Origin of the sequence: Salinisphaera sp. (genome assembly GCF_002729955.1) — a bacterium.
Lineage (GTDB): Bacteria > Pseudomonadota > Gammaproteobacteria > Nevskiales > Salinisphaeraceae > Salinisphaera.
On sequence record NZ_PBYA01000028.1, the window covers coordinates 107,451 to 126,384 of the forward strand.

Genomic DNA, 18,934 nt, shown 5'->3' on the forward strand with positions numbered 1-18,934 from the left:
GGCTTAGGCCGCCGGCGCCAGAACGCGCTGGCGCACGCGCGCCCAGAGGGCATTGGTAGCCAGGCAGTAACCGGCAAACACAACCACGAAAGCCATGCACCGCGTCGCTTCGCTCACGCCCAGTGCCTGGCTGGCCAGGCCTGCGGTCATGAAGGCGCCCGCCACGGCAAGCCATGCGTAGAGCGCCCAGCCGGGCGACAGCCCGAGGCGCTGCAACAGGTGATGAAAATGATAGCTGTCCGCGGCAAGAGGGCTCTTACCCCGCATGACACGGGAAACCATCAAATAGACCGTATCCGCCAGCGGCAGGCCGAACAGCCAGACCGCAGTAATAGGCTCGATGACGGCCTGAGGGCCCTGCGCTGCCTGGATGGTGAACCAGGTCAGAATGAAGCCGAGCACCAGCGAGCCCGCGTCGCCCAGGAAAATACGCGCATGCTTCTGCCAGGGCATGCGCAGATTGAACGCCAGAAACCCCAGCACGCTGCCCAGCGTCACACACAGAAGCACGGTGTTGACCGCGCTCGTCCCGGCCGCCAGCGCGAGGATCGTCGCCACGATCATTACCGAGAAGCCGCCCGCCAGGCCATCCATGCCATCCACCATGTTGACGGCGTTGATGATGCCAACCGCGGCAAAAATGCTGAACCAAATCGCGTGACCACCGAGCTCGAAATCCTCGGCGCCGAATATCGCGCCCAGATTCTGCAGGTAGACCTCGCCGAAAAAGCACATCCCCGCACCGACGGCGAGCGTCTGCAGCGCAAGCCGCACCGGCGCCGGCACATGCTTTCTATCGTCGAGCGCGCCGAGCACCAGGAGCACAGTAATGCCGAACGCAAAGCCGGCAAACTGGCGGGACGGCACCATGCCAATACCCAGCAGCACAACCGTGAGGGCGATGGCCAAACCGCCGCAAAGCGGCGTTGCCAGCGAGTGAGCCTTGCGGCCGCCAGGGTGATCGACATGGCCGATCTTGTGGCAAAGAGGGCGCAATATAAGTATCGCTGCGGCACTCAAGGCGAAAGCAATGAGGCCGATAAAGGTGTTGATCATGGTGAAACAGCTACCGTTCAGCCCTCGTTGAAACCAGTTCTGGCTCTTGTCGCGGCGCAATATTACATCGGACATTATGACGGTTGCTTGAATGCGACCTTAATAAATCATCGCGCACGCAGGCCGAATTGGGAAATAAATCCCTAAGCCGAACGATAGCCGTCCAAATTTGTGCTGATAAATACTCTGAAATTCAGCAGCTTGCATATCACCTCTCATGTCGTTCCTAGCGCGGGGCAGTGTACGCTTCTTTCGAGGCGGGCTTATGCAAGTCGCCGCCATTCGAACGCTCGACCGAGCCCGAAAAGCGTCGACATGCGCAAATTTCCGCAGTTCGGTCCGCTGCCGCACACCCGAGCCATCGTGAATGGTCGTCCGCTTCCCAGCGTTTTGCGTGCACCCCGCGTTAAGCGAATACGCACCCTTTGAGCAACCGCCCAACCGTAGGTCGGCTTAGCGAAGCGTAAGCCGACAGAGAACGAACCCTAAAAATTATTTATTATTCTAAAATAGATCCTTACGGGTACATACTAAGAACAAACTCAAACCCCATAATACCCGCGATACCAATCCACGAAGTTCTTCACGCCTTCCTGCACACGCACCTCGGGCCGATAACCCACGGCCTCGAACAAACCCGTTACATCTGCGCTGGTCGCCTCGATATCGCCCGCCTGCATGGGCAGCATCTCTTTCTCGGCTTCGATCCCCAGGCATTCCTCGAGCCGATGGATATAGTCCATCAACGGCACCGGGTCGCCATTACCGATGTTGTAGATTCGCCAGGGCGCACAGCTGGTACCCAGGGTCGGCGCATCACTCGACCAGTTCGGGTCCGGCTCGGCCGGTTTGTAGAGGATGCGCGCCACCCCTTCAGCGATGTCGTCGACGTAGGTGAAGTCCCGCCGGTGCTTACCATGGTTGAACACCGGGATCGGCTCGCCCGCGAGCATCTTGCGGGTGAACAGGAACAACGCCATGTCCGGCCGCCCCCACGGCCCATACACGGTAAAAAAGCGCAGCCCGGTCGTGGGCAGGCCGAAAAGATGCGAATAGGAATGCGCCATTAACTCGTTCGCGCGCTTTGAAGCCGCATAGATCGCGGCCGGATGGTCAGCTGTGCCCTGCGGCGAAAACGGCATGTCGGTCGACAAACCATAGGCCGAACTCGTCGACGCATACACCAAGTGCCCAACCTTCGTATGCCGACACCCTTCCAGCACATTCAGCGTGCCGGTGACGTTGCTATCGATATAGTCGTGCGGATGGGTAATGGAATGCCGCACCCCGGCCTGGGCGGCCAGATGCACCACCCCATCGAAGCCGTGCGCCTCGAACAGCGCCGGCATGGCCTCGCGATCGGCGATGTTCATATGAACCGACTCGAACCCGTCCCGCGCAATCAGCCGATCCAGCCGCGCCTGCTTGAGCGCCGGATCGTAATACGGATCCAAGTTGTCGACGCCGACGACCGTCTCCCCCCGATCGAGCAACAGATGCGCAACATGCGAACCGATAAACCCGGCCGCACCGGTGACGAGTACCTTCATAAGAACGATTACCTGATGAATGGACCACCGCGCGAGCAGCACGGCCCGCGCAGTATAACGCGCGCGAGGCATTGCCCCGGACCACGTCGCGCACGTACCTTGTGGACGCAGGCCAGCTTAGGACGTAGGTCGGCTTAGCGAAGCGTAAGCCGACAAGGCAGCGGCAGCCCCAGCCGTCAAACCGTCCAATCCCTCTTGTGAGTACACGTTCGGCGCCCGTCGCGCTGTACAAGTTCGGCCACAGCGTAGGTCGGCTTAGCGAAGCGTAAGCCGACAAGGAAACGTAACCACCATGTGCCAAACCTGCCTTACCCCTCTCGTCGGCAACACGCCGCGCGCCGAAGGCTCCCCTGTTACCTGGCCGAAAACAGACCCGCATATCGCACCCGATAACGGGGAGTTTGCAAGCCCAGCCAATAGGTGACGCGCCTACTGGCGACACTTGATAGAACACGCTAGCCTAGAACCGCCAGAGGGCCCAGGCCGTTGCCCTAACCCCGCTGCCAATTCACCGGGTTGATACCATGCAGCCGAACGTTAACTGGGATGCCCCCCCTTGGCAGGCCGGACGAAAGCCGGCGTCGGACCACCATCGATGCAATGAAGATCCTTATCACCGGCGGCGCGGGCTTCATGGGTTCAGCGCTAGTCCGACACCTCATCGCTCAAACGGACCATGCGGTCGTGAATGTTGACTCACTGACCTACGCGGCCAACCTCGACGCCCTCGAAGGCGCTTCACAAAGCCCCCGCTACGCATTCGAACAGGCGGATATCCGCGATCGGCAAGCGGTCACCCACGCACTGGCAACGCATCAGCCGGACGGCATCATCCACCTTGCTGCGGAATCGCATGTCGACCGGTCGATTGCCTGGCCCGCCGATTTTGTCGCCACCAATATCGTCGGCACCTTCGAGCTCTTGGAAGCCGCCCGTGCTTACTACGAGCAGTTCGACTACCCGCGCCGGAAAGCATTCCGTTTTCTTCATGTCTCGACGGACGAAGTCTACGGTTCCCTCGGCGACCAGGGTTCGTTCTCCGAAAACAGCGCTTATGCGCCCAACTCGCCATACGCGGCTAGCAAGGCAAGCGCCGATCATCTGGTCCGGGCCTGGCACCGCACCTATAGCCTGCCCGTCGTACTCAGCCACTCATCCAATAACTACGGCCCCTGGCAATTCCCTGAAAAGCTTATTCCTCACACCGCTCTCAATGCGATACGCGGCAAGCCGATCACGATATATGGGAGCGGCCGCAACGTGCGGGACTGGCTTTATGTGGAAGACCATGCGCGCGCCCTCGTACGTGTATTCGAGGAAGGTAATACCGGGGAGCGGTACAATATCGGTGCGCACGAGGAATGGACCAACCTCGACCTCGTACGCCGTGTGTGCCGCATGCTCGACGAACTCGCGCCAGACCCGGATATCGGTTCGCGCGAACAGCGCATCGAGTTTGTCGACGACCGCAAAGGGCACGATCACCGCTACGCGATCGACGCCACGAAAATGCAAAGCGAATTGGCCTGGCGGCCCAAGGAGACACTGGAAAGCGGACTCAGACACACACTTGACTGGATGCTGGACAATCCGGCCTGGATCGAAGCCCATTCGCCGAGAATGGCGCAAACCGCTGGTTTAAGACCTAACTAAAGACGTTATGAGCGTTGCGTTAACATCACGAACGTCGTAGAAGCTTTCTGCGCGTTGTCTGCCGGCCTCGCCATGTCGACGCGCTAAATCAGGGTTCGATAAATAGCGGCGCATTGCAGCGGCCAGTTGGCGCGCATCACGCTGCTGAACTATAAGGCCATTTTCTTCATGGATTACGGCATCACTGCACCCCGGGGCGTCTGTCGTAATTACAGCCACACCCATCGCCATCGCCTCCAAGATTGATCGCGGCAAACCCTCTCGATAATAAGTCGGCAGAACCAACGCCGTAGCGACGCCTACGTATTCCCGCACATCTTGTACCGCACCCGGCCATACGATGACGCCCTCGCGCGCCCATTCCGACATCTGGGATTTGCTAATAGCACTCGGCGAATCCTCAATCCCTCCCAATACGACAAATCTAGCGTCGGGAAACTCGTCCACGAGCTGCCGAGCGGCTGACACGAAATATTTGATGCCTTTTTCCTCGATTAACCGAGCCGGCAAGCAAAAGGTCGGCACATCAGCAATATCGCCCTCTTCTCGCTTAGCGTAATGCGACAGATCGATACCGATTCCGGGAAGTTTGGAAACTGGCCCGCGGCGTACACCTCGTATAGACGTAAATAAATCTTGATCCTGCGTATTCAGTACAAAGACTTCTGTCGCACAGCGCAGGCTGACAGCATAAAGACAGGTCATCACTACACGAACCGTGCGCCGCTTCAGGGACTCCGACGCGTTCGCCGTGAAAACCATGCCTGCCCCTTCGATGAGGCCCACACGGCGCGGCACACCCGCCAAGCGAGCTGCCAACATGCCGTAAATTACAGGCTTCGCAAAGTACGCCAGCACCGAATCAATTTTCTGCCCACGAATGAGCCGCATGAGACTTATAAACGTGCGCAGATCCGAGAGCGGATTCAGCCCAGTACGAGACATGGACGCATCGACAGGCGTCGCTCCAAGACCTCGAATCGCCTCACGGGTATTCGGGTCGTAGTCCGGCGCGTAGACGAACACTACGTGGCCGGCGCGAGTCAACTCACTAATCAGGGGCCCTCTAAAATTTATGGCTGAGCGCGCCTGATTTCCGATAATCGCTATTCGCATCGCGGCGCTCCGCATAGTATGACGCTAAACAACTCAGTCATACGCGGGCCCCGGGTCCGTGAGAAACGGCCAGACTCGGTAGGGAAACCAGTCCGGACTATGAGAGGCATAGACTAGCCAAACGTACTGCACAAGCGCGTAAACCGCCAGCACAACGATGCGTGCCAGGACCCGGTCATGGGGCCTTACAAAGCGGATAAGATAAGCCGCGCACATCAATTGAAGCGGGGAAAAATACAAGGCAACGCGATCCACCGCTGCCGGCGCCTGGAATACCAACACCATGCCTACAAGCGACATAATAGATAATACCGCCCACACACGGCGTTCGACCCGGTTCAGCTCAACTTTACGAGCAATTATTAGCCATACTGCCGCCGGGAACGCATTCATAGCAACGCGTAACGGGGCCCCCTCCGAGGTATGCGAAAATTCAGACTCGACGTACTGGCGCCATAACGAATCGAACCGGCTTGCCAATAGCACGCCAAACACCACACCCGAGGCTACACCGGCCCCCAGCACAACCCGCATATCATTGGGCCGCCCGGCCAACGCCATGAGGGGCACGAAAATGATGGCCGACTTATGAAAAAGCGCTCCAGCGGTGACGGTTACAAGATACGCCAGTAAACGACGATCATAGAGGTATGGCAACGCCCAAAGCACGAAGCCAATTGCGAGCGCTTGCCGCGTGTAGTTCATCGCGACGACGATAGCCATATACGGAATGGCCGCCGTGAATGCGACCAATGGCTCGGGCAGGCGCCTCACGAAGCGAACCAAGCCAGCGGTAAATACAACGCCAGCCAAAAGGTTAACGCTCCAATACCCGAAGCCCAAGGTTTGCGCAAACCAGTTGAATAAGAAAAACCCGGGGTCAGGTGAACCTAGCGCCTGAACAAAACTAACCTGGCCGGCCGGCCGAAAATACATCGCAATGTAGTTCCACCAATCCGTGCCAACCTCGAATCGAAGCCCGATACTCAGGGCGATTATGCCGCCAAGAAACCACCACCCCATCCGGCTCACTGGAACTCGAGCAAGTGCTAGCGACGCGGGCAGCAGCAATAAAGTCCAGTAAACGAGCAAACATCAATCCAGTGGATCACGGTAGACTGCGGATTTTGAGCGACGAACACCGCGATGACAAGCAAGCAGGCATCTCAATCGGCGCCGGGCCCGGAAGCCTTCCCATCCGGTATTGCTCTGTTCATTCCCGATCTTGGCGGCGGCGGCGCTGAGCGCGTGGTGGTCAATTTGGCGAACGAATTCTCGCGGCGAGGTATCACCACTTACCTCGTGCTAGCTAGAGCGACCGGGCCGCTGCTTGACGTTGTTAGCGAAGACGTATGTTTGGCCGATCTTAAGTGCCCCTCCCGAGCAATGGCCCCACTGCTGCTCGCTCAATGGCTAAGGAGGACCCAACCGAACGTTCTCTCCAGCCACATGGATATCGCTAACGTCGTCGCCGCTCTCGCCTCGAAACTGGCGGGCTTTAAAGGCCACCTTCAGCATGTAGTACACATACACGTCAGTTCGCAAAAGAACCACCATCGACGCCTCAAAGATAGCCTCGTGTTTGCACTTTGCAAACGAGTTTATCCAAAAGCCGATTCTATCGTCGCCGTTTCAGATGGAGTAAAGGAAGACCTCGAATCCTCCCTAGCTCTGCCGCCAAACTCCGTAACGCGCATCTACAATCCGATAATCACCGATAGCTTTGAAACACTAGCGGCAGAGCCGGTTTTCCATGAGTGGATACAGGATAGCCAACTACCGCTGATAACCAGCGCGGGCCGGCTACACGGCCAGAAAGATTTTGCTACGCTGATTCGAGCTGTCGGAATTCTAAAGGCGGACGGCAACCCTGTTCGGCTGCTCATACTAGGCGACGGGCCCGAGAAACAGGAGTTAGCACGACTGGTGGAGCAACTCGGCCTGGGGGATTCGGTGCAGCTAATCGGCTATGTGGAGAACCCACTCGCGTACATTCACGCCTCGAATGCTTTCGTCTTGAGTTCTTTCTTCGAAGGCTTCGGCAACGTCCTTGTCGAAGCGCTAGCGTGCGGCACCTCCGTCGTATCAACTGATTGCCCTTCAGGGCCTGCCGAGATTCTCGACAACGGCCGCTATGGAGCACTAGTACCCGTAGGGGATGTAACAGCAATGGCTGAAGCGATACGCCGAACCCTCCTTAAAAAAAGGAATGATCCAAACGACTTCACCATCCAGACAAGAACCTTTCGAGCCTCACCGGTCGCTGACGCTTACCTAATAGGCTTCCGAACGCAAGCGAGACGTAATGATGATAGAACCCGCGCTAGACATCTTAGATGAGGCTAGCCATATCTAACGCTTGCTCAAAGACCTGTCTAACGCGCTTCCATGTACAAGGTTATCAATACCTGCCTGGATTGCACCTAAGACCATGTCTTCCGTAAATAGCGCCGCCTTTTCGCGACAAGCGTCGAAATAAGCCGCGTAGTCGTCGATTAATGCGATCAAACTTGCAAGGAACGCATCGGACCTGATTTCAGAAGGGGTGAACGCAAGCCCAGTCTTTGGACCCCAAGCCGAAATGAACTCCGGAGCGAACCCTGCGCTGGCGGTCGCAATAGCTGGTACACCGCGGGCGTGGGCCTCCAGAAGCGTGGTCGGAAATCCCTCATGGTAGCTAGTAATCGCGAAGCAGCGGAGCTGATCAAAGACCTCCGGCAACTCACTGCGATCCACCCAAGGCCGAATCTCGATGAGGCCGCTCATGAATAATCGGTCGATCTCGCGGCGCGCAACAATCTCCTCTTCGCCCCTTCCTACGATAAGAGCGGTAATTGGGCGTGGCGCAAACTGATTCAACTCAGCGACAAGACGGATGAACAGTGGAATATTCTTCTCGGGCGACAGTCGGGCCACTAACCCTAGATCATACTTTTTCTTCTTTAAATTGGGCTCTCTAAAAAACCATCCCGAGATAAAGTTACCCACAAACTGCACGGGCACTGGGAAAGAGGACTGGTTCTCTTTGTTAACGCTATACACTCGGTGTGCGAAACGGCTAGCCATTCGAAGTATATGATATTCAACTCGACTGTGGCCGAAGCCATCGGCGTTTTTACGCTGCAGATACATATGCAGTAACGAGATGACGTAGAAGCCGCGAACGCGAAAGACCGGCGCTAACCAAAGCGCTGATAGATCATTAAGAATGACGACCTTAATTCGCCTACCCCTCAAAAGCCTCACTACCGACGAAGTTGAAGTAAGCCGCTTTCTCTTACTTGCAACCGACGGAATCCTAATCGCGGGCTGGGAAAAACTATCTGGCTCTACTGTAGCAATCACGGCTTGCATGCCGTTTGCGTTCAGATACCGGCAGAGATGGTCGATATAAATTTGCCCGCCCCCCCATATATTCTCGCTGGGGGAATAAATACAGATCGACAAACCATCACCTCTATTGAATTCGCCATGCACGGGGAAAATCGCAAAGCTACCTAGGCCGTAGCGGTCACCAATCCTATTGTGGACCGCGCGCGATTACCATCCTCTGTGGACACGAGCCTACTCGCTCGCCCAGGTGTAGACATACTTGAGCGCACTTCGTACCGACGCAATAGCTCCGAGCACGGGACTCGGCAGCGCACTGAAATAACGCCAGCGATCAAAGGGCCAATGCTTGCTCTGCAATAACGTCCGCAACTGCTTTACGCGCCGAATATCTCCGCTCACAAACGCGCCCCTCATCGCGTTCTCCACGCGCGAATCAATATAACTCACAACCGATTTATATAACGCCCGATCTGCCGTAATACTCCCCATACGAGCGACCAAAGTCGCTACAGAGGGGCTAAGTTCTTCGAGCGTCATTATGCATGGTTTTGCCATGTAGGTTTTTTTGACCAGCGAATCCATAACCCCGCCCGTGGATTGGAAATAAATTGACGTGGGCTTTTCCGAGATCGCGCACGGATACTCCAGGGCCACCCTCGCCCACATTTCTAAATCTTGGCCAGCCGGGTAATTGCCGAATAGTCCCACCTGCCGAAAAGCGACGCGAGAAATTGCGGCTGCAGAAGTATGAACTACACTAATATCAGCCGCGGCTGCGCGAAAATAATCAATAAAGTACCTCTTAAACTGACCTTTAGAGTCGCCGAATATTGGATCCAAACGCGAGTCTTTCATAAACGACCTAGTGGCAATTAAGCCAGCATCTGGAAACGAGTCTGCTAGGTGGGCTAATTCCGCGAGATGATTAGGAGACCACGCGTCATCCGCGTCTAGGAACGCCGCCCAAGCCCCTTTAGACTCGACTATAGCCGTATTTCTCGCAGCACCCTGACCTAGATTCGACTGCCGCAGAATCTTCAGCCTAGGGTCAGCTATCGCTTGTACCACTTCCAGGCTACCGTCGGTCGAACCATCGTCAACGACTATTACTTCAAAATCTCGAAATGTTTGCGCTAAGACCGAACCTATAGTTCGAGCGACAAACTTCTCTTTGTTATAAAGGGGTATGATTACAGAGAATTTAGGTGTCGTACCGGTCATTAGGGGATTCGCACAACGCTGACAAAGACAAGTGAAAAATGGTGCACAAAAGCGCGTATTTCGCTGGTTACTGAACGCCGATCACTCAGCGTAAGCAATCAAATTTCTTTCACTTCGCAACCCACTTGTTTCGCCAACTGCACCTGAGCTCGCGTCTGCGCCGAGTTGCCGAAAACCAGCATAGTGCGACGCTGCGCTACCGCAGCTAAGTTAAAAAGAGCGGAGCTAAAACCACCGATTAAATTTATACCGTATTCTCCTGCATCTTTGACAATGGCGTCCTCAGCAATCATTCCACCCTTCTGTAACAGCGGCACGCCAATACGCAAAACCTTGTTCTCTCGCGGGTGCTTTACATAGAAATCAATACTCAGGTGCCGAAGGTATGACTCAAGGCGGAACCGCTGCTTGCGGGTAAGTACGTCGTCGAAAGGCTGGCCTAAAAAGTATGTCTTACAGCCGCGGCAAGCACGGGCAGAGTCATTCTTTAACCAGCCGCGAACAGCGCGCAACCTAGGTCTCTCGACGATATTGGGTAGCTCGGGATGCAACGTGTAATGCCTAACACTCTTATCTCTCAAACTTACTATCGAGGGCGCCCCAAAATACCGTCGATACAGAAGTTCGCGTAAGCCGGAGGAAACCTGAAAATACGAACTGGTTCTATTAATATTTGCCGTTCCGTCGTCAAACGTAATCAACGTCCCGGCTTGTCTAGCCGCAATTGCGGCAGGAATATACGCATCTATGCTCGCGAGCAACACCAAATCATAAGCCTGGCTTTTGAACCACCTGTAAGTCCTCTTTCTAAATTCAGCCTGTGTCGCTAGACTAAATTTTTTGCGCGGGACAAATACATACTGCGCGGCATTCGCGCGCGTGGCGAGCTGGCGAAAGTACGCGCGATCTTCTGCGGAGTCATCTTCCGTAAAGTATACTAAATCAAAGATATCCACTTGCTCCGCGCACAGGACAGAGCGAGCAATCCATGCCTGGAGCGGCGTACGCAACAAGAGCAAGGCAGAGACGCCTCCATGCGATGTCATTACTGTCAAAGCAGTCCTGCACTACCGGATATCGGCGCCTTAAGGCGAAAGCAACGATCAAGGACGATCATGAGAGTATTTTCGACTAGACCCAGCTACAGAAGCTCTAGGATATAAGGCTGCATCAATACGAGCGATCGAATTAGCGGTACGAGCCGCGAGATCCCGCTTCGATCGGGCGCTAAGAACCGAATAGCTCCGATAAATTACACCATCCGCGCACCGAGTTTGTATTCGGTGAAACTCATCACGAACCTCGAGCGCATCGACCCGGACTCTTGAAATCGCCGCAAGATCCATGTTCGGCGCGAACGTGCACGCACCAGGTACGCTCTTGTACCAAGCATTACCAAAAATGATCACTGGCTTACCGGCAACGAGAGCTTCGTAGCCAACCGTGCCAGTAATCGTCGCAGTTAACCTTGCTCGTTGAACTAAAGAGGCCGACGATGTATCCCGTGGCACGAATCGTACGGATGGATTCGCCGAAAGTCTCTCATAGAATTTTTGCCCTCTATATAAATAACCTTGTTTCGGGTTTTCTTTCACCAGGATTTTCCAACCGTCGGGCAAGACCGATTCCAGTGCGTCGATCGCATTTGCCTGATCTTGGAATGTTCCACCAAACTCCGACGTCGTTGCCTCCGGCTGAAGATGAAGCGCGAAGTAGACGAAATTGTCCGGTAGCTTTTCCTTCAGAGCGTCGATCTCGGCGGCTACCTTGTAATACTCTCGAGCAGAATGCGCGTTCGCCATCTCTCGCAGCAACAGGGGCACAGAGTAATGGAAAAAATATTTCGCTAGCGCCGCGCAGAAAAAATAGCGTCGATCGTGCAGCATATTGGCGACCTTTCTTGCCACAGCTGCAGGCAAACTGCCTCGCACCATTCTGGAGCGAAATTTCTCGTAGAAGTCGCGCCCAAGAGCATTTCGGCGCGATTGCGGGCGCATGTAAAAAAGGTTTGGGTTCGTGACGTCTTCTAAAGTTACATCATTGTTAAATAGCTTGTCTGCGCCGTGTTCGAACAGAGAGTCGACGCTCGTCCCGAAGAAAAAACGACTTGGAAATAAACTTTGTTGAAAGACTAGAGTTTGTATACCAATCGTTTTGCAGAGATCGAACAGTAGATTATCGAGGCCTAAATGCGGCGGCCGAGCGAACCATACTGCCTCCACGGCCAAATCCTTTAAAATATCCTTTAATCGCTCGTAATGCATAAAGAAAAGGTTGCACGCCTCATCATACCGATACGGTACTGCTTCAAACGTATGCATCTCGGCCGATAAGCCGGCCGCAACCGGTTTGACTAGATGCAAACGGCTGAGATTCCTTAGGTACTTATTAAAGGAACTCTGAAAAAGCTTTGCCGACCTATCGTCGAAACACGGGCCTCGGACCCCGTCGGTGTCGAACACCTGCTGCAACGAAAAGCAACGCACCCTAGAACAATCTGTCTGAATGGCGGCAACTATCTGGTAGCCGTTATTTTCCAGCTCGTCTACCAAGTCGGGGGTCAACATCGGCCACCAAACTAATACCTTCTTCATGAACGTATCCAATTTACTCCAGCTTAAGCCGCGCTTCGAGAAGGGCCTGTGTGGTAGCGGGTAATCGAGCCATGACTAAACCGTTGGTCAGTCGTTCCGATATGAGGCCAGGCCGGCACTCCTCAAGGATCTGCTTAGCTTTATTAACTTAAGTCGTTGGTGGTAACTGCCGAGTTCTGGCGGACGTCGCGCGCCAGACGGCGCCCGATGACATCTTTTAGATATTTCGGCGGAAGGCCAAATCCAGGCCGTACACTACGGATAGTGTCTGACGTAATCACATCACCGGCTTTCAGATCTTTGACGAAGTACAATGAGCGCCTGAATTGAGCGTTACCTTGTTCACTCGAACTAAGTCCGTAGTAAACATCGCCAATAGCACGCTGCGCTGTTCTTGCGTCGCGGCAAAGGTCCGCCAACTCAGCCGGCTCTAGCGAAAATGTATCATCCGGGCCGCCGCCGTTCCGATCCAAGGTAAAGTGCTTTTCGATTAGACTAGCGCCCAGAGCCACACTCGTGATCGCAGTGGCGTTGTCTAAGGTGTGGTCCGATAACCCTGCTACGACGTCGAACCTCTCGATCATGTCTGCGATAGTTCGAAGGTTGTACTCTTCCGCAGGAGCGGGATAGCCGCTCACACATTGCAAGAGTGCAAGCTGGTCGCAACCGCCCGCCCGGGCCACGTCAACGGCATCCTGAATTTCGTGAACGTCAGCCATACCAGTTGAGATGATCATTGGCTTGCCGGTGCTCGCAACGTACTCAATTAGCGGCAGATCTACAGCTTCGAAAGACGCTATTTTATAGGCGGGCGCATTCAAGTCCTCGAGCAGATCGACTGCCGTACTATCGAACGGTGAGCTAAACATCGTGATACCTAGTTCACGCGCGCGGTCGAAAAGCGGCTTGTGCCACTCCCACGGCATATGCGCTTCTTCATATAGCTCATATAGCGTTCGACCGTCCCATAGCCCGCCGTGGATACGGAAGTCCTCGCTGTCGCTATCCAGGGTTATGGTGTCAGGCCGGTACGTCTGTAGCTTCACCGCGTCCGCGCCCGCCTTTTTCGCCTCTTCGACGATTCGAAGTGCGGTTTCGAGCTTACCGTTATGATTCGCCGACAGTTCCGCAATTATGTAAGGCGGGTCGTCTTGCGAGATGCGACGGCCTGCGATACTCATACTAGGCATGTTCATTTTTCCGACGCTCCTCTTCCCATTCACTTTTCAATAGCCCAAAACCAATAACGTCGTGGTATGTGCCACCGTCGAAATACTGCTCGCGCAATATCGATTCGCGCTGAAAACCCATGCGCTCGTGAAAGCGAATCGAACGATCATTGTACGCAATTGCCTCGCCGCAAAGCTTGTGTAGCTCTAGGACGTCGAAAACATGGCGCAAGGCGGCGCGACCTAAAAGCGCTCCCGTGCCTCGGGGAGCGTCGGGCGCTAGGTAGAACCCCCAATCCGCGCGCCGCGCTCGACTGTCGCGCACGGTCAGGTTAACGAACCCAGTAGGAACCATGCCTATGTCGAAGACGAGGAGGTGCTTATTTTTGTCAGTACACGCGCGTTCGAACCATTGCACATGTTCGTCGCGACCGATGACATGCTGTTGATACATATGCTTTCGCACATCATCGTGGTTCCGCCAGCCTCGGACGAGCTCAAGTTCGCAACGTTCGAGGGGCCGCAAATGCCCTGGCGAGCCGACCGTCATCCGACCGAAGCAGCCATTTGACAAGATAGTCGTTCCACGCCGGAGCCATCCGTAACTGCCGCACTGGCATAAGCCATGGCGCTCAACTCTGAGGGGGCGGTCCAAGCCCCCCAGCACTCGGGCAGCCCATCCAATAGGTCTTCTATTTCTAGGTACTTGCATGCACCAGCACGCGATAACGCGTTAGCAACGGATGTTTGGTTCTCGGCCAAAACTAATGTAAGTGCGGGCAGACCTAGGCAACAGCGTTCCCACGAAGTGCTACCAGCGGCGCCTATGGCGAAATCTGCTTCGGTCATCCGGCGCGCCATATCGTTTACATCGACTGCCACACGGGTCAAACGCGGCATTGCGGCCGCCTTATCCCTTACGGAGTCCAGCCAAGGCGCGAGCCGTCCGAGAACGACTTCGATCTGCACATCGGGCGCCAAATCACAAGAACCGAGAGCGTCAAGCACTTTGCCGGTAATATCGTCCTTATCCACACCGCCCATCGTGATCAGAAGCCGTTTCAGTTGCGGCTTTGCTCGTCGTGCCAAACTCGCAGCCCTCATCTGCGGGAACTCTGACCGCAACAGAGCATAGTCTGGGCCAGTTAGGCATAGGCACGCCGGTGGTACAAGCGCTGAGTAGTGTTCAGCGACGCGCCCGAGGTTCTGATCTAGCAGTAAATCGCAAGAGTGCCCACGGTCAGCCAAGTCGTCGATCACTAGGAGCCGGCACCCGCGCGGTGACACTGACTCTTCCCAACGCTTATCCAACGCGTAGTGATCTACAACAAGCCAATCAGGCCGCAGGTGACGCGTAACCTCCCTAGTCTGCTCGGCATCTTCTTGCCACGAAACCCCCAGCCATGCCGCGTGCGGAGGTTGAGCACTTTCTCCGCTCTCAAGCGCGCCCGCCCCGGCAGGGGGGAGCGGGTGTGCTTTAAAACCGTGTGAGCGAATGACGTTGATCATATGGCCTGAATGCGTACGGCAAATAAAATGGCATTCGACGCCTTGTGCAGCCAGAGCATCTGCCACGGTCAAGCAGCGCATCACATGCCCTGTGCCGATAGCAATGGAGGCATCGACCCGAAAAACCGCACAGCGAAACGGGCTATCAGTCACCACGCAGTCCAACCACCGTCGACTACCAAATTCGCGCCGTTAACAAAGGACGAAGCCGATGACGCAAGGAACACGACCGGTCCACCTACTTCATCAGCCTGGCCGACTTTGCCCATAGGTACGCGGCTCTCCAAAGTAGTTATAAACCCCTTATTTTGCCTCTGCACATCATAGCGCGGGAAAGGGCCAAACGATATGCAATTGACCCGAATCCCCTCTTTCCCAAACTCACATGCCGCGTAGCGTGTCCATTGAATTAAGGCAGCCTTCGCAGCACCGTAGAACGGTGGATTCGTAGCGTGCGCGCTAGCGTAGTTACGTTGGTCGGGGCTCACCATACCGTACATGGAAGCAATATTGATCACGGATGCGTTACCACTACGTTCGACAGCCGAACGCAGAGCAGGTAACGATGCACGAAGCAACCTATGCGGTGCTGCTACCGCTATCTCATAACTATCGAGATAATCTTTTGGCGCCGAAGTTTCAATAGTGCCGCCAGCACCTTTATAAGCATTATTGACTAATATATCGATCGGATGTTCGCCGCGAGTCTCGAAAAACGCATCTACCTGCTGTTGATTATTTACATCGAATGGCGCTGCGTCAGCTCGTCCGCCATCTCGCCGGATATCTTCTATCAGCACGTTGCAACTTTCCGCCGAACGCGCATTTATATGAACGGTCGCTCCTGCGGATGCTAACGCTTTCGCCATCGCACTACCTAGATATCCCCCGGCGCCAGTGACGAGAGCGTGCTTACCAATAAGGCTAAAAATACTGCTCATGGCTCAATATCGTTCTGTTCCCAGCAAGCAGGATCTAGCACTTCAGCGCCCACGACCGGACGATCAGAAACCACGCTTAGCAAGAGATCTCGATCAAAGTGGGAAATGTCGGCGAACCTTAAGTTTTCCATCAGCTGGGTCGGGGATTCCATACCGACCACAACTCCATCGATCCAATCCTGCGCAATACAATAGCTAATGCATAAATCCGCGGTTGTGCTTATCCTTGTTATCTTCTTCGCTTGTTCCAACCAGCTGATTATTGAGTCAGGATTGCGGACTCCTGCCTTAGCCCAAAGCAGCCGGTCATTAACTGTGAGTAAACCTTGCAGGAGAGCGCTGCGAACATGGACGACTATTTTTCGTGATTGTTTTACGCGACGAATTTCCGGAATAGCTAAGTCCCATCGCCAGTCAAGCAGGTTAAACGGGAGCTGGATATGGCCTACGGCAGGATCTGAAAGGCTTTCTAAAAGCTCGTCAGGACTCTGCACGGAAACCCCTAGCGTGCCAATGACGCCGCGCTGGCTAAGAGTCTGTAAGTGTGTCCACGCGGCCCCGGCCCACCGTGTTCGATATTCGGCGCGATGCAAAAGGAGCACGTCTATTTCGCGAACTCTCAACGCACAGCAGGAATGGTAAACGCTGGCTTCTACATAAGAGGCCACCGTCTCGGGTGAGGCCGTAGCCGGGCAGGAATCCATGGGCGCGAGTTTTGTAATTACTTGCGCTCTCCCCTGCCAGCCTTGGCCTAGAGTGGAACCAATCAAGTACTCACTGTCACCGTAAGCACGAGCAGTATCTAGGTATTTAACACCATTGGTTATCGCTTGCTTGATTAAGGCAGTGCCAGTGTCTGGGGCCGGCTTACCAGCATGGTTCGCTATACCATAGCTCATCCCAAGCTGTGCCGTACCCAACACCAATTTGTCGGCAAAAACTTCTTCTCGAGGTTGGTACTCAGCTTTTTCGAGCCGTAAGATCAAAGACTTATACGATTCGGAAACTGGATCGCTAACTCCGACGAAAGATTGCTGCACAGAGATGTAATCATCAAAGCTGTCGATGGTTGCCCTAAAATGCGATTTCCCTAACTCCCTATATCGTTCAAAGCCGTTCTTTCCATACTTTCTTATTATTGGCGGCGTAACATGTTCCTGATCATGCGGGTCTTTTGTTAACGCACTGGCCTCTCGAAGATCATCTAGGTACATGAGCTCCGCACTCACACCATAGGGCAAACCTGACTCAGGCCCGCCGCAAGAGAGATAGCGACTGCCTTGAGCAAGAAAACGTTCCTCCATTTCGTCGAGCAAGTTTCCGTCCGGAAACACGTTATCTGCAGTTAAGCGAAAGACGAGCGTATTCGCTGGGTAAGCAGCCAAAGCTTCCGTGACCCGCCTAAGTGTATTTCGCAGGCTCCCCCTATAGACCTGCAATCCATAGCCTAACGCGATATGAGCCAGCATATCGTCGGAACGCTCGTCGGAGGTCGCTAAAACGAGGTCGCGGCCGGTATTGACTGCTCTTAGAGCAGCGAGTACTGCCAACGGCATTCCAGCAATGGGTAGCAGTACTTTACCTGGCAATCGCGAAGAGCTTGTTCGTGCTTGCAGAACTGCTACGGCTCGCATGAAAATATTCCGGCCAGCCGCGAAACTACCTGATCCTGCTGTTCTTCAGTCATAGTGGGGAACAGGGGCAAGCTGATCGCTTCGGCATAGTAAGATTCGGCTTCGGGAAAGTCCCCCGGCTGGAAGCCAAATTTTTCGTACCAGGGCTGCAAGTGCACGGGGATGTAGTGAATGTTCACACCAATCCCCTGATCCCGCAGGCTCACAAATACATCACGATGAGAGCTTTCGATACGATCAAGCCTAAGACGGATAACGTACAGATGCCGACCCGAATATGCGTCGGGGTGTTGCCAAGGCGTGACCAAAGGCAACTCTTGTAGAAGGCTATCGTAGCGCGCGGCCAGTTCATTACGGCGCTCTACATAAGCCTCCAGGCGATCGAGTTGTGATAGCCCGAGAGCCGCTTGTAATTCCGTCATTCGGTAGTTGAAGCCGAGATCAACTTGCTGGTAATACCACGGGCCGTCGGGCTGTTTAGTCATCAGGTTTGGGTCACGAGTGATACCGTGACTGCGCAGCATCTGCATCCGCTCAGCCAGCTTCGCGTCATTGGTTAACGACATCCCACCTTCCGCGGTCGTCACTATTTTGACCGGGTGAAAGCTGAATACCGTGATATCGCTGTAGCGGCCGGAGCCGATAGGTTCGTTCCGGTATGTCCCGCCGATGGCGTGCGACGCGTCCTCGATGACTTTAAAACCGTATCGTTGAGCGAGGTCGTGAATCGCTTGCATCTCACACGGCTGCCCGCACAGGTGCACAGCGACCAATACTTTGGGCAACCGGCCCTCACTCTCGGCTTTTTCGAGTTTCGCCTCCAGAGCGACAGGGGATATATTGTACGTCCGTGGATCGATATCAACGAAATCGACGGACGCCCTGCAATAGAGTCCGCAGTTGGCCGACGCGACGAAGGTGACCGGCGAAGTCCATAACCAGTCGCCGGCTTGCAACCCCAAGGCAGCGCACGCGATATGCAAGGCAGAGGTGGCACTGTTAACGGCAACTGCGTGGCTCGCCCCCACCTTCTCCGCGACCGCCGTCTCGAACTGAGGTACAACCGGGCCCTGCGTTAGAAAATCTGAGCGCAGGACTCCTACAACGGCATCAATATCCGCCTGCTGAATGTCCTGCTGACCGTAGGGAATCATAAGC

General features: G+C 54.9%; 16 protein-coding genes. 2 read left to right on the forward strand and 14 right to left on the reverse strand.

Annotation, left to right across the window (positions count from 1 at the left end; translation table 11 throughout):
• Window positions 1-3: 3 nt before the first annotated feature.
• Both CMN27_RS08010 and CMN27_RS08015 read right to left on the reverse strand, forming a co-directional pair.
• The gene (locus CMN27_RS08010; RefSeq protein ID WP_293625450.1) at window positions 4-1,131 is read right to left on the reverse strand and encodes an MraY family glycosyltransferase; all 1,128 of its coding nucleotides are present in this window, start codon (window positions 1,129-1,131) and stop codon (window positions 4-6) included.
• Window positions 1,132-1,598: 467 nt separating this feature from the next.
• Complete coding sequence (locus CMN27_RS08015) at window positions 1,599-2,606, reverse strand: NAD-dependent epimerase (protein ID WP_293625451.1); 1,008 nt, start codon at window positions 2,604-2,606, stop codon at window positions 1,599-1,601.
• Between the two features lie 600 nt (window positions 2,607-3,206).
• Between CMN27_RS08015 and rfbB the strand changes: the two genes are divergently transcribed.
• Complete coding sequence (rfbB, locus tag CMN27_RS08020) at window positions 3,207-4,259, forward strand: dTDP-glucose 4,6-dehydratase (RefSeq protein WP_293625452.1); 1,053 nt, start codon at window positions 3,207-3,209, stop codon at window positions 4,257-4,259.
• Here the strand turns inward: rfbB and CMN27_RS08025 are convergent.
• Both CMN27_RS08025 and CMN27_RS08030 read right to left on the reverse strand, forming a co-directional pair.
• Window positions 4,245-5,375, reverse strand: a complete 1,131-nt coding sequence (locus CMN27_RS08025) for a glycosyltransferase family 4 protein (protein ID WP_293625453.1) — start codon at window positions 5,373-5,375, stop codon at window positions 4,245-4,247. The two genes, rfbB and CMN27_RS08025, sit on opposite strands and share 15 nt — an antisense overlap.
• Before the next feature lie 33 nt (window positions 5,376-5,408).
• Window positions 5,409-6,467 carry an EpsG family protein gene (locus CMN27_RS08030; RefSeq protein ID WP_293625455.1) on the reverse strand — a complete coding sequence of 353 codons (1,059 nt, stop codon included), beginning with the start codon at window positions 6,465-6,467 and terminating at the stop codon, window positions 5,409-5,411.
• Window positions 6,468-6,521: 54 nt separating this feature from the next.
• Between CMN27_RS08030 and CMN27_RS08035 the strand changes: the two genes are divergently transcribed.
• A complete protein-coding gene (locus CMN27_RS08035; RefSeq protein WP_293625457.1) occupies window positions 6,522-7,715 on the forward strand; it encodes a glycosyltransferase in 1,194 nt (397 codons plus the stop codon).
• 12 nt (window positions 7,716-7,727) lie between these two features.
• Here the strand turns inward: CMN27_RS08035 and CMN27_RS08040 are convergent, their stop codons facing one another.
• The 10 genes from CMN27_RS08040 to pseC all read right to left on the reverse strand — a co-directional run bounded on the left by CMN27_RS08040 (window position 7,728) and on the right by pseC (window position 18,930).
• The gene (locus tag CMN27_RS08040) at window positions 7,728-8,852 is read right to left on the reverse strand and encodes a glycosyltransferase family 4 protein (protein ID WP_293625459.1); all 1,125 of its coding nucleotides are present in this window, start codon (window positions 8,850-8,852) and stop codon (window positions 7,728-7,730) included.
• 87 nt (window positions 8,853-8,939) lie between these two features.
• Window positions 8,940-9,929, reverse strand: coding sequence for a glycosyltransferase family A protein (locus CMN27_RS08045; RefSeq protein ID WP_293625461.1), 990 nt, complete (start codon window positions 9,927-9,929; stop codon window positions 8,940-8,942).
• Window positions 9,930-10,027: 98 nt separating this feature from the next.
• Window positions 10,028-10,885, reverse strand: a complete 858-nt coding sequence (locus CMN27_RS08050; RefSeq protein WP_293625463.1) for a glycosyltransferase family 52 — start codon at window positions 10,883-10,885, stop codon at window positions 10,028-10,030.
• A gap of 147 nt (window positions 10,886-11,032) precedes the next feature.
• Complete coding sequence (locus CMN27_RS08055; protein ID WP_293625465.1) at window positions 11,033-12,523, reverse strand: hypothetical protein; 1,491 nt, start codon at window positions 12,521-12,523, stop codon at window positions 11,033-11,035.
• A gap of 143 nt (window positions 12,524-12,666) precedes the next feature.
• Entirely contained in the window at window positions 12,667-13,719 is a 1,053-nt protein-coding gene (gene pseI / locus CMN27_RS08060; RefSeq protein WP_366515422.1) for a pseudaminic acid synthase, read from the reverse strand.
• On the reverse strand, window positions 13,706-14,242 hold the full coding sequence (pseH, locus tag CMN27_RS08065) for a UDP-4-amino-4,6-dideoxy-N-acetyl-beta-L-altrosamine N-acetyltransferase (RefSeq protein ID WP_293625469.1): 537 nt from the start codon (window positions 14,240-14,242) through the stop codon (window positions 13,706-13,708). The genes pseI and pseH overlap by 14 nt, the downstream gene beginning before the upstream one ends.
• Complete coding sequence (gene pseG, locus CMN27_RS08070) at window positions 14,239-15,357, reverse strand: UDP-2,4-diacetamido-2,4,6-trideoxy-beta-L-altropyranose hydrolase (protein WP_366515423.1); 1,119 nt, start codon at window positions 15,355-15,357, stop codon at window positions 14,239-14,241. Before pseG ends, pseH begins: the two co-directional genes overlap by 4 nt.
• Window positions 15,351-16,142: an SDR family oxidoreductase gene (locus CMN27_RS08075; protein ID WP_293625473.1), complete on the reverse strand. Its 792-nt coding sequence runs from the start codon at window positions 16,140-16,142 to the stop codon at window positions 15,351-15,353. Before CMN27_RS08075 ends, pseG begins: the two co-directional genes overlap by 7 nt.
• Entirely contained in the window at window positions 16,139-17,776 is a 1,638-nt protein-coding gene (locus CMN27_RS08080; protein WP_293625475.1) for an aldo/keto reductase, read from the reverse strand. Before CMN27_RS08080 ends, CMN27_RS08075 begins: the two co-directional genes overlap by 4 nt.
• The gene (gene pseC / locus CMN27_RS08085; RefSeq protein WP_293625477.1) at window positions 17,764-18,930 is read right to left on the reverse strand and encodes a UDP-4-amino-4,6-dideoxy-N-acetyl-beta-L-altrosamine transaminase; all 1,167 of its coding nucleotides are present in this window, start codon (window positions 18,928-18,930) and stop codon (window positions 17,764-17,766) included. Before pseC ends, CMN27_RS08080 begins: the two co-directional genes overlap by 13 nt.
• Window positions 18,931-18,934 lie beyond the last annotated feature (4 nt).

Excerpts from the sequence above, each read along its gene's own strand:
- CMN27_RS08010 (WP_293625450.1), bottom strand. The coding sequence starts at position 1,131 with ATGTCCGATGTAATATTGCGCCGCGACAAGAGCCAGAACTGGTTTCAA.
- CMN27_RS08015 (WP_293625451.1), bottom strand. The coding sequence starts at position 2,606 with ATGAAGGTACTCGTCACCGGTGCGGCCGGGTTTATCGGTTCGCATGTT.
- rfbB (WP_293625452.1), top strand. The coding sequence starts at position 3,207 with ATGAAGATCCTTATCACCGGCGGCGCGGGCTTCATGGGTTCAGCGCTA.
- CMN27_RS08025 (WP_293625453.1), bottom strand. The coding sequence starts at position 5,375 with ATGCGAATAGCGATTATCGGAAATCAGGCGCGCTCAGCCATAAATTTT.
- CMN27_RS08035 (WP_293625457.1), top strand. The coding sequence starts at position 6,522 with ATGACAAGCAAGCAGGCATCTCAATCGGCGCCGGGCCCGGAAGCCTTC.
- CMN27_RS08045 (WP_293625461.1), bottom strand. The coding sequence starts at position 9,929 with ATGACCGGTACGACACCTAAATTCTCTGTAATCATACCCCTTTATAAC.
- CMN27_RS08055 (WP_293625465.1), bottom strand. The coding sequence starts at position 12,523 with ATGAAGAAGGTATTAGTTTGGTGGCCGATGTTGACCCCCGACTTGGTA.
- pseI (WP_366515422.1), bottom strand. The coding sequence starts at position 13,719 with ATGAACATGCCTAGTATGAGTATCGCAGGCCGTCGCATCTCGCAAGAC.
- pseH (WP_293625469.1), bottom strand. The coding sequence starts at position 14,242 with ATGACGGTCGGCTCGCCAGGGCATTTGCGGCCCCTCGAACGTTGCGAA.
- CMN27_RS08075 (WP_293625473.1), bottom strand. The coding sequence starts at position 16,142 with ATGAGCAGTATTTTTAGCCTTATTGGTAAGCACGCTCTCGTCACTGGC.
- CMN27_RS08080 (WP_293625475.1), bottom strand. The coding sequence starts at position 17,776 with ATGCGAGCCGTAGCAGTTCTGCAAGCACGAACAAGCTCTTCGCGATTG.
- pseC (WP_293625477.1), bottom strand. The coding sequence starts at position 18,930 with ATGATTCCCTACGGTCAGCAGGACATTCAGCAGGCGGATATTGATGCC.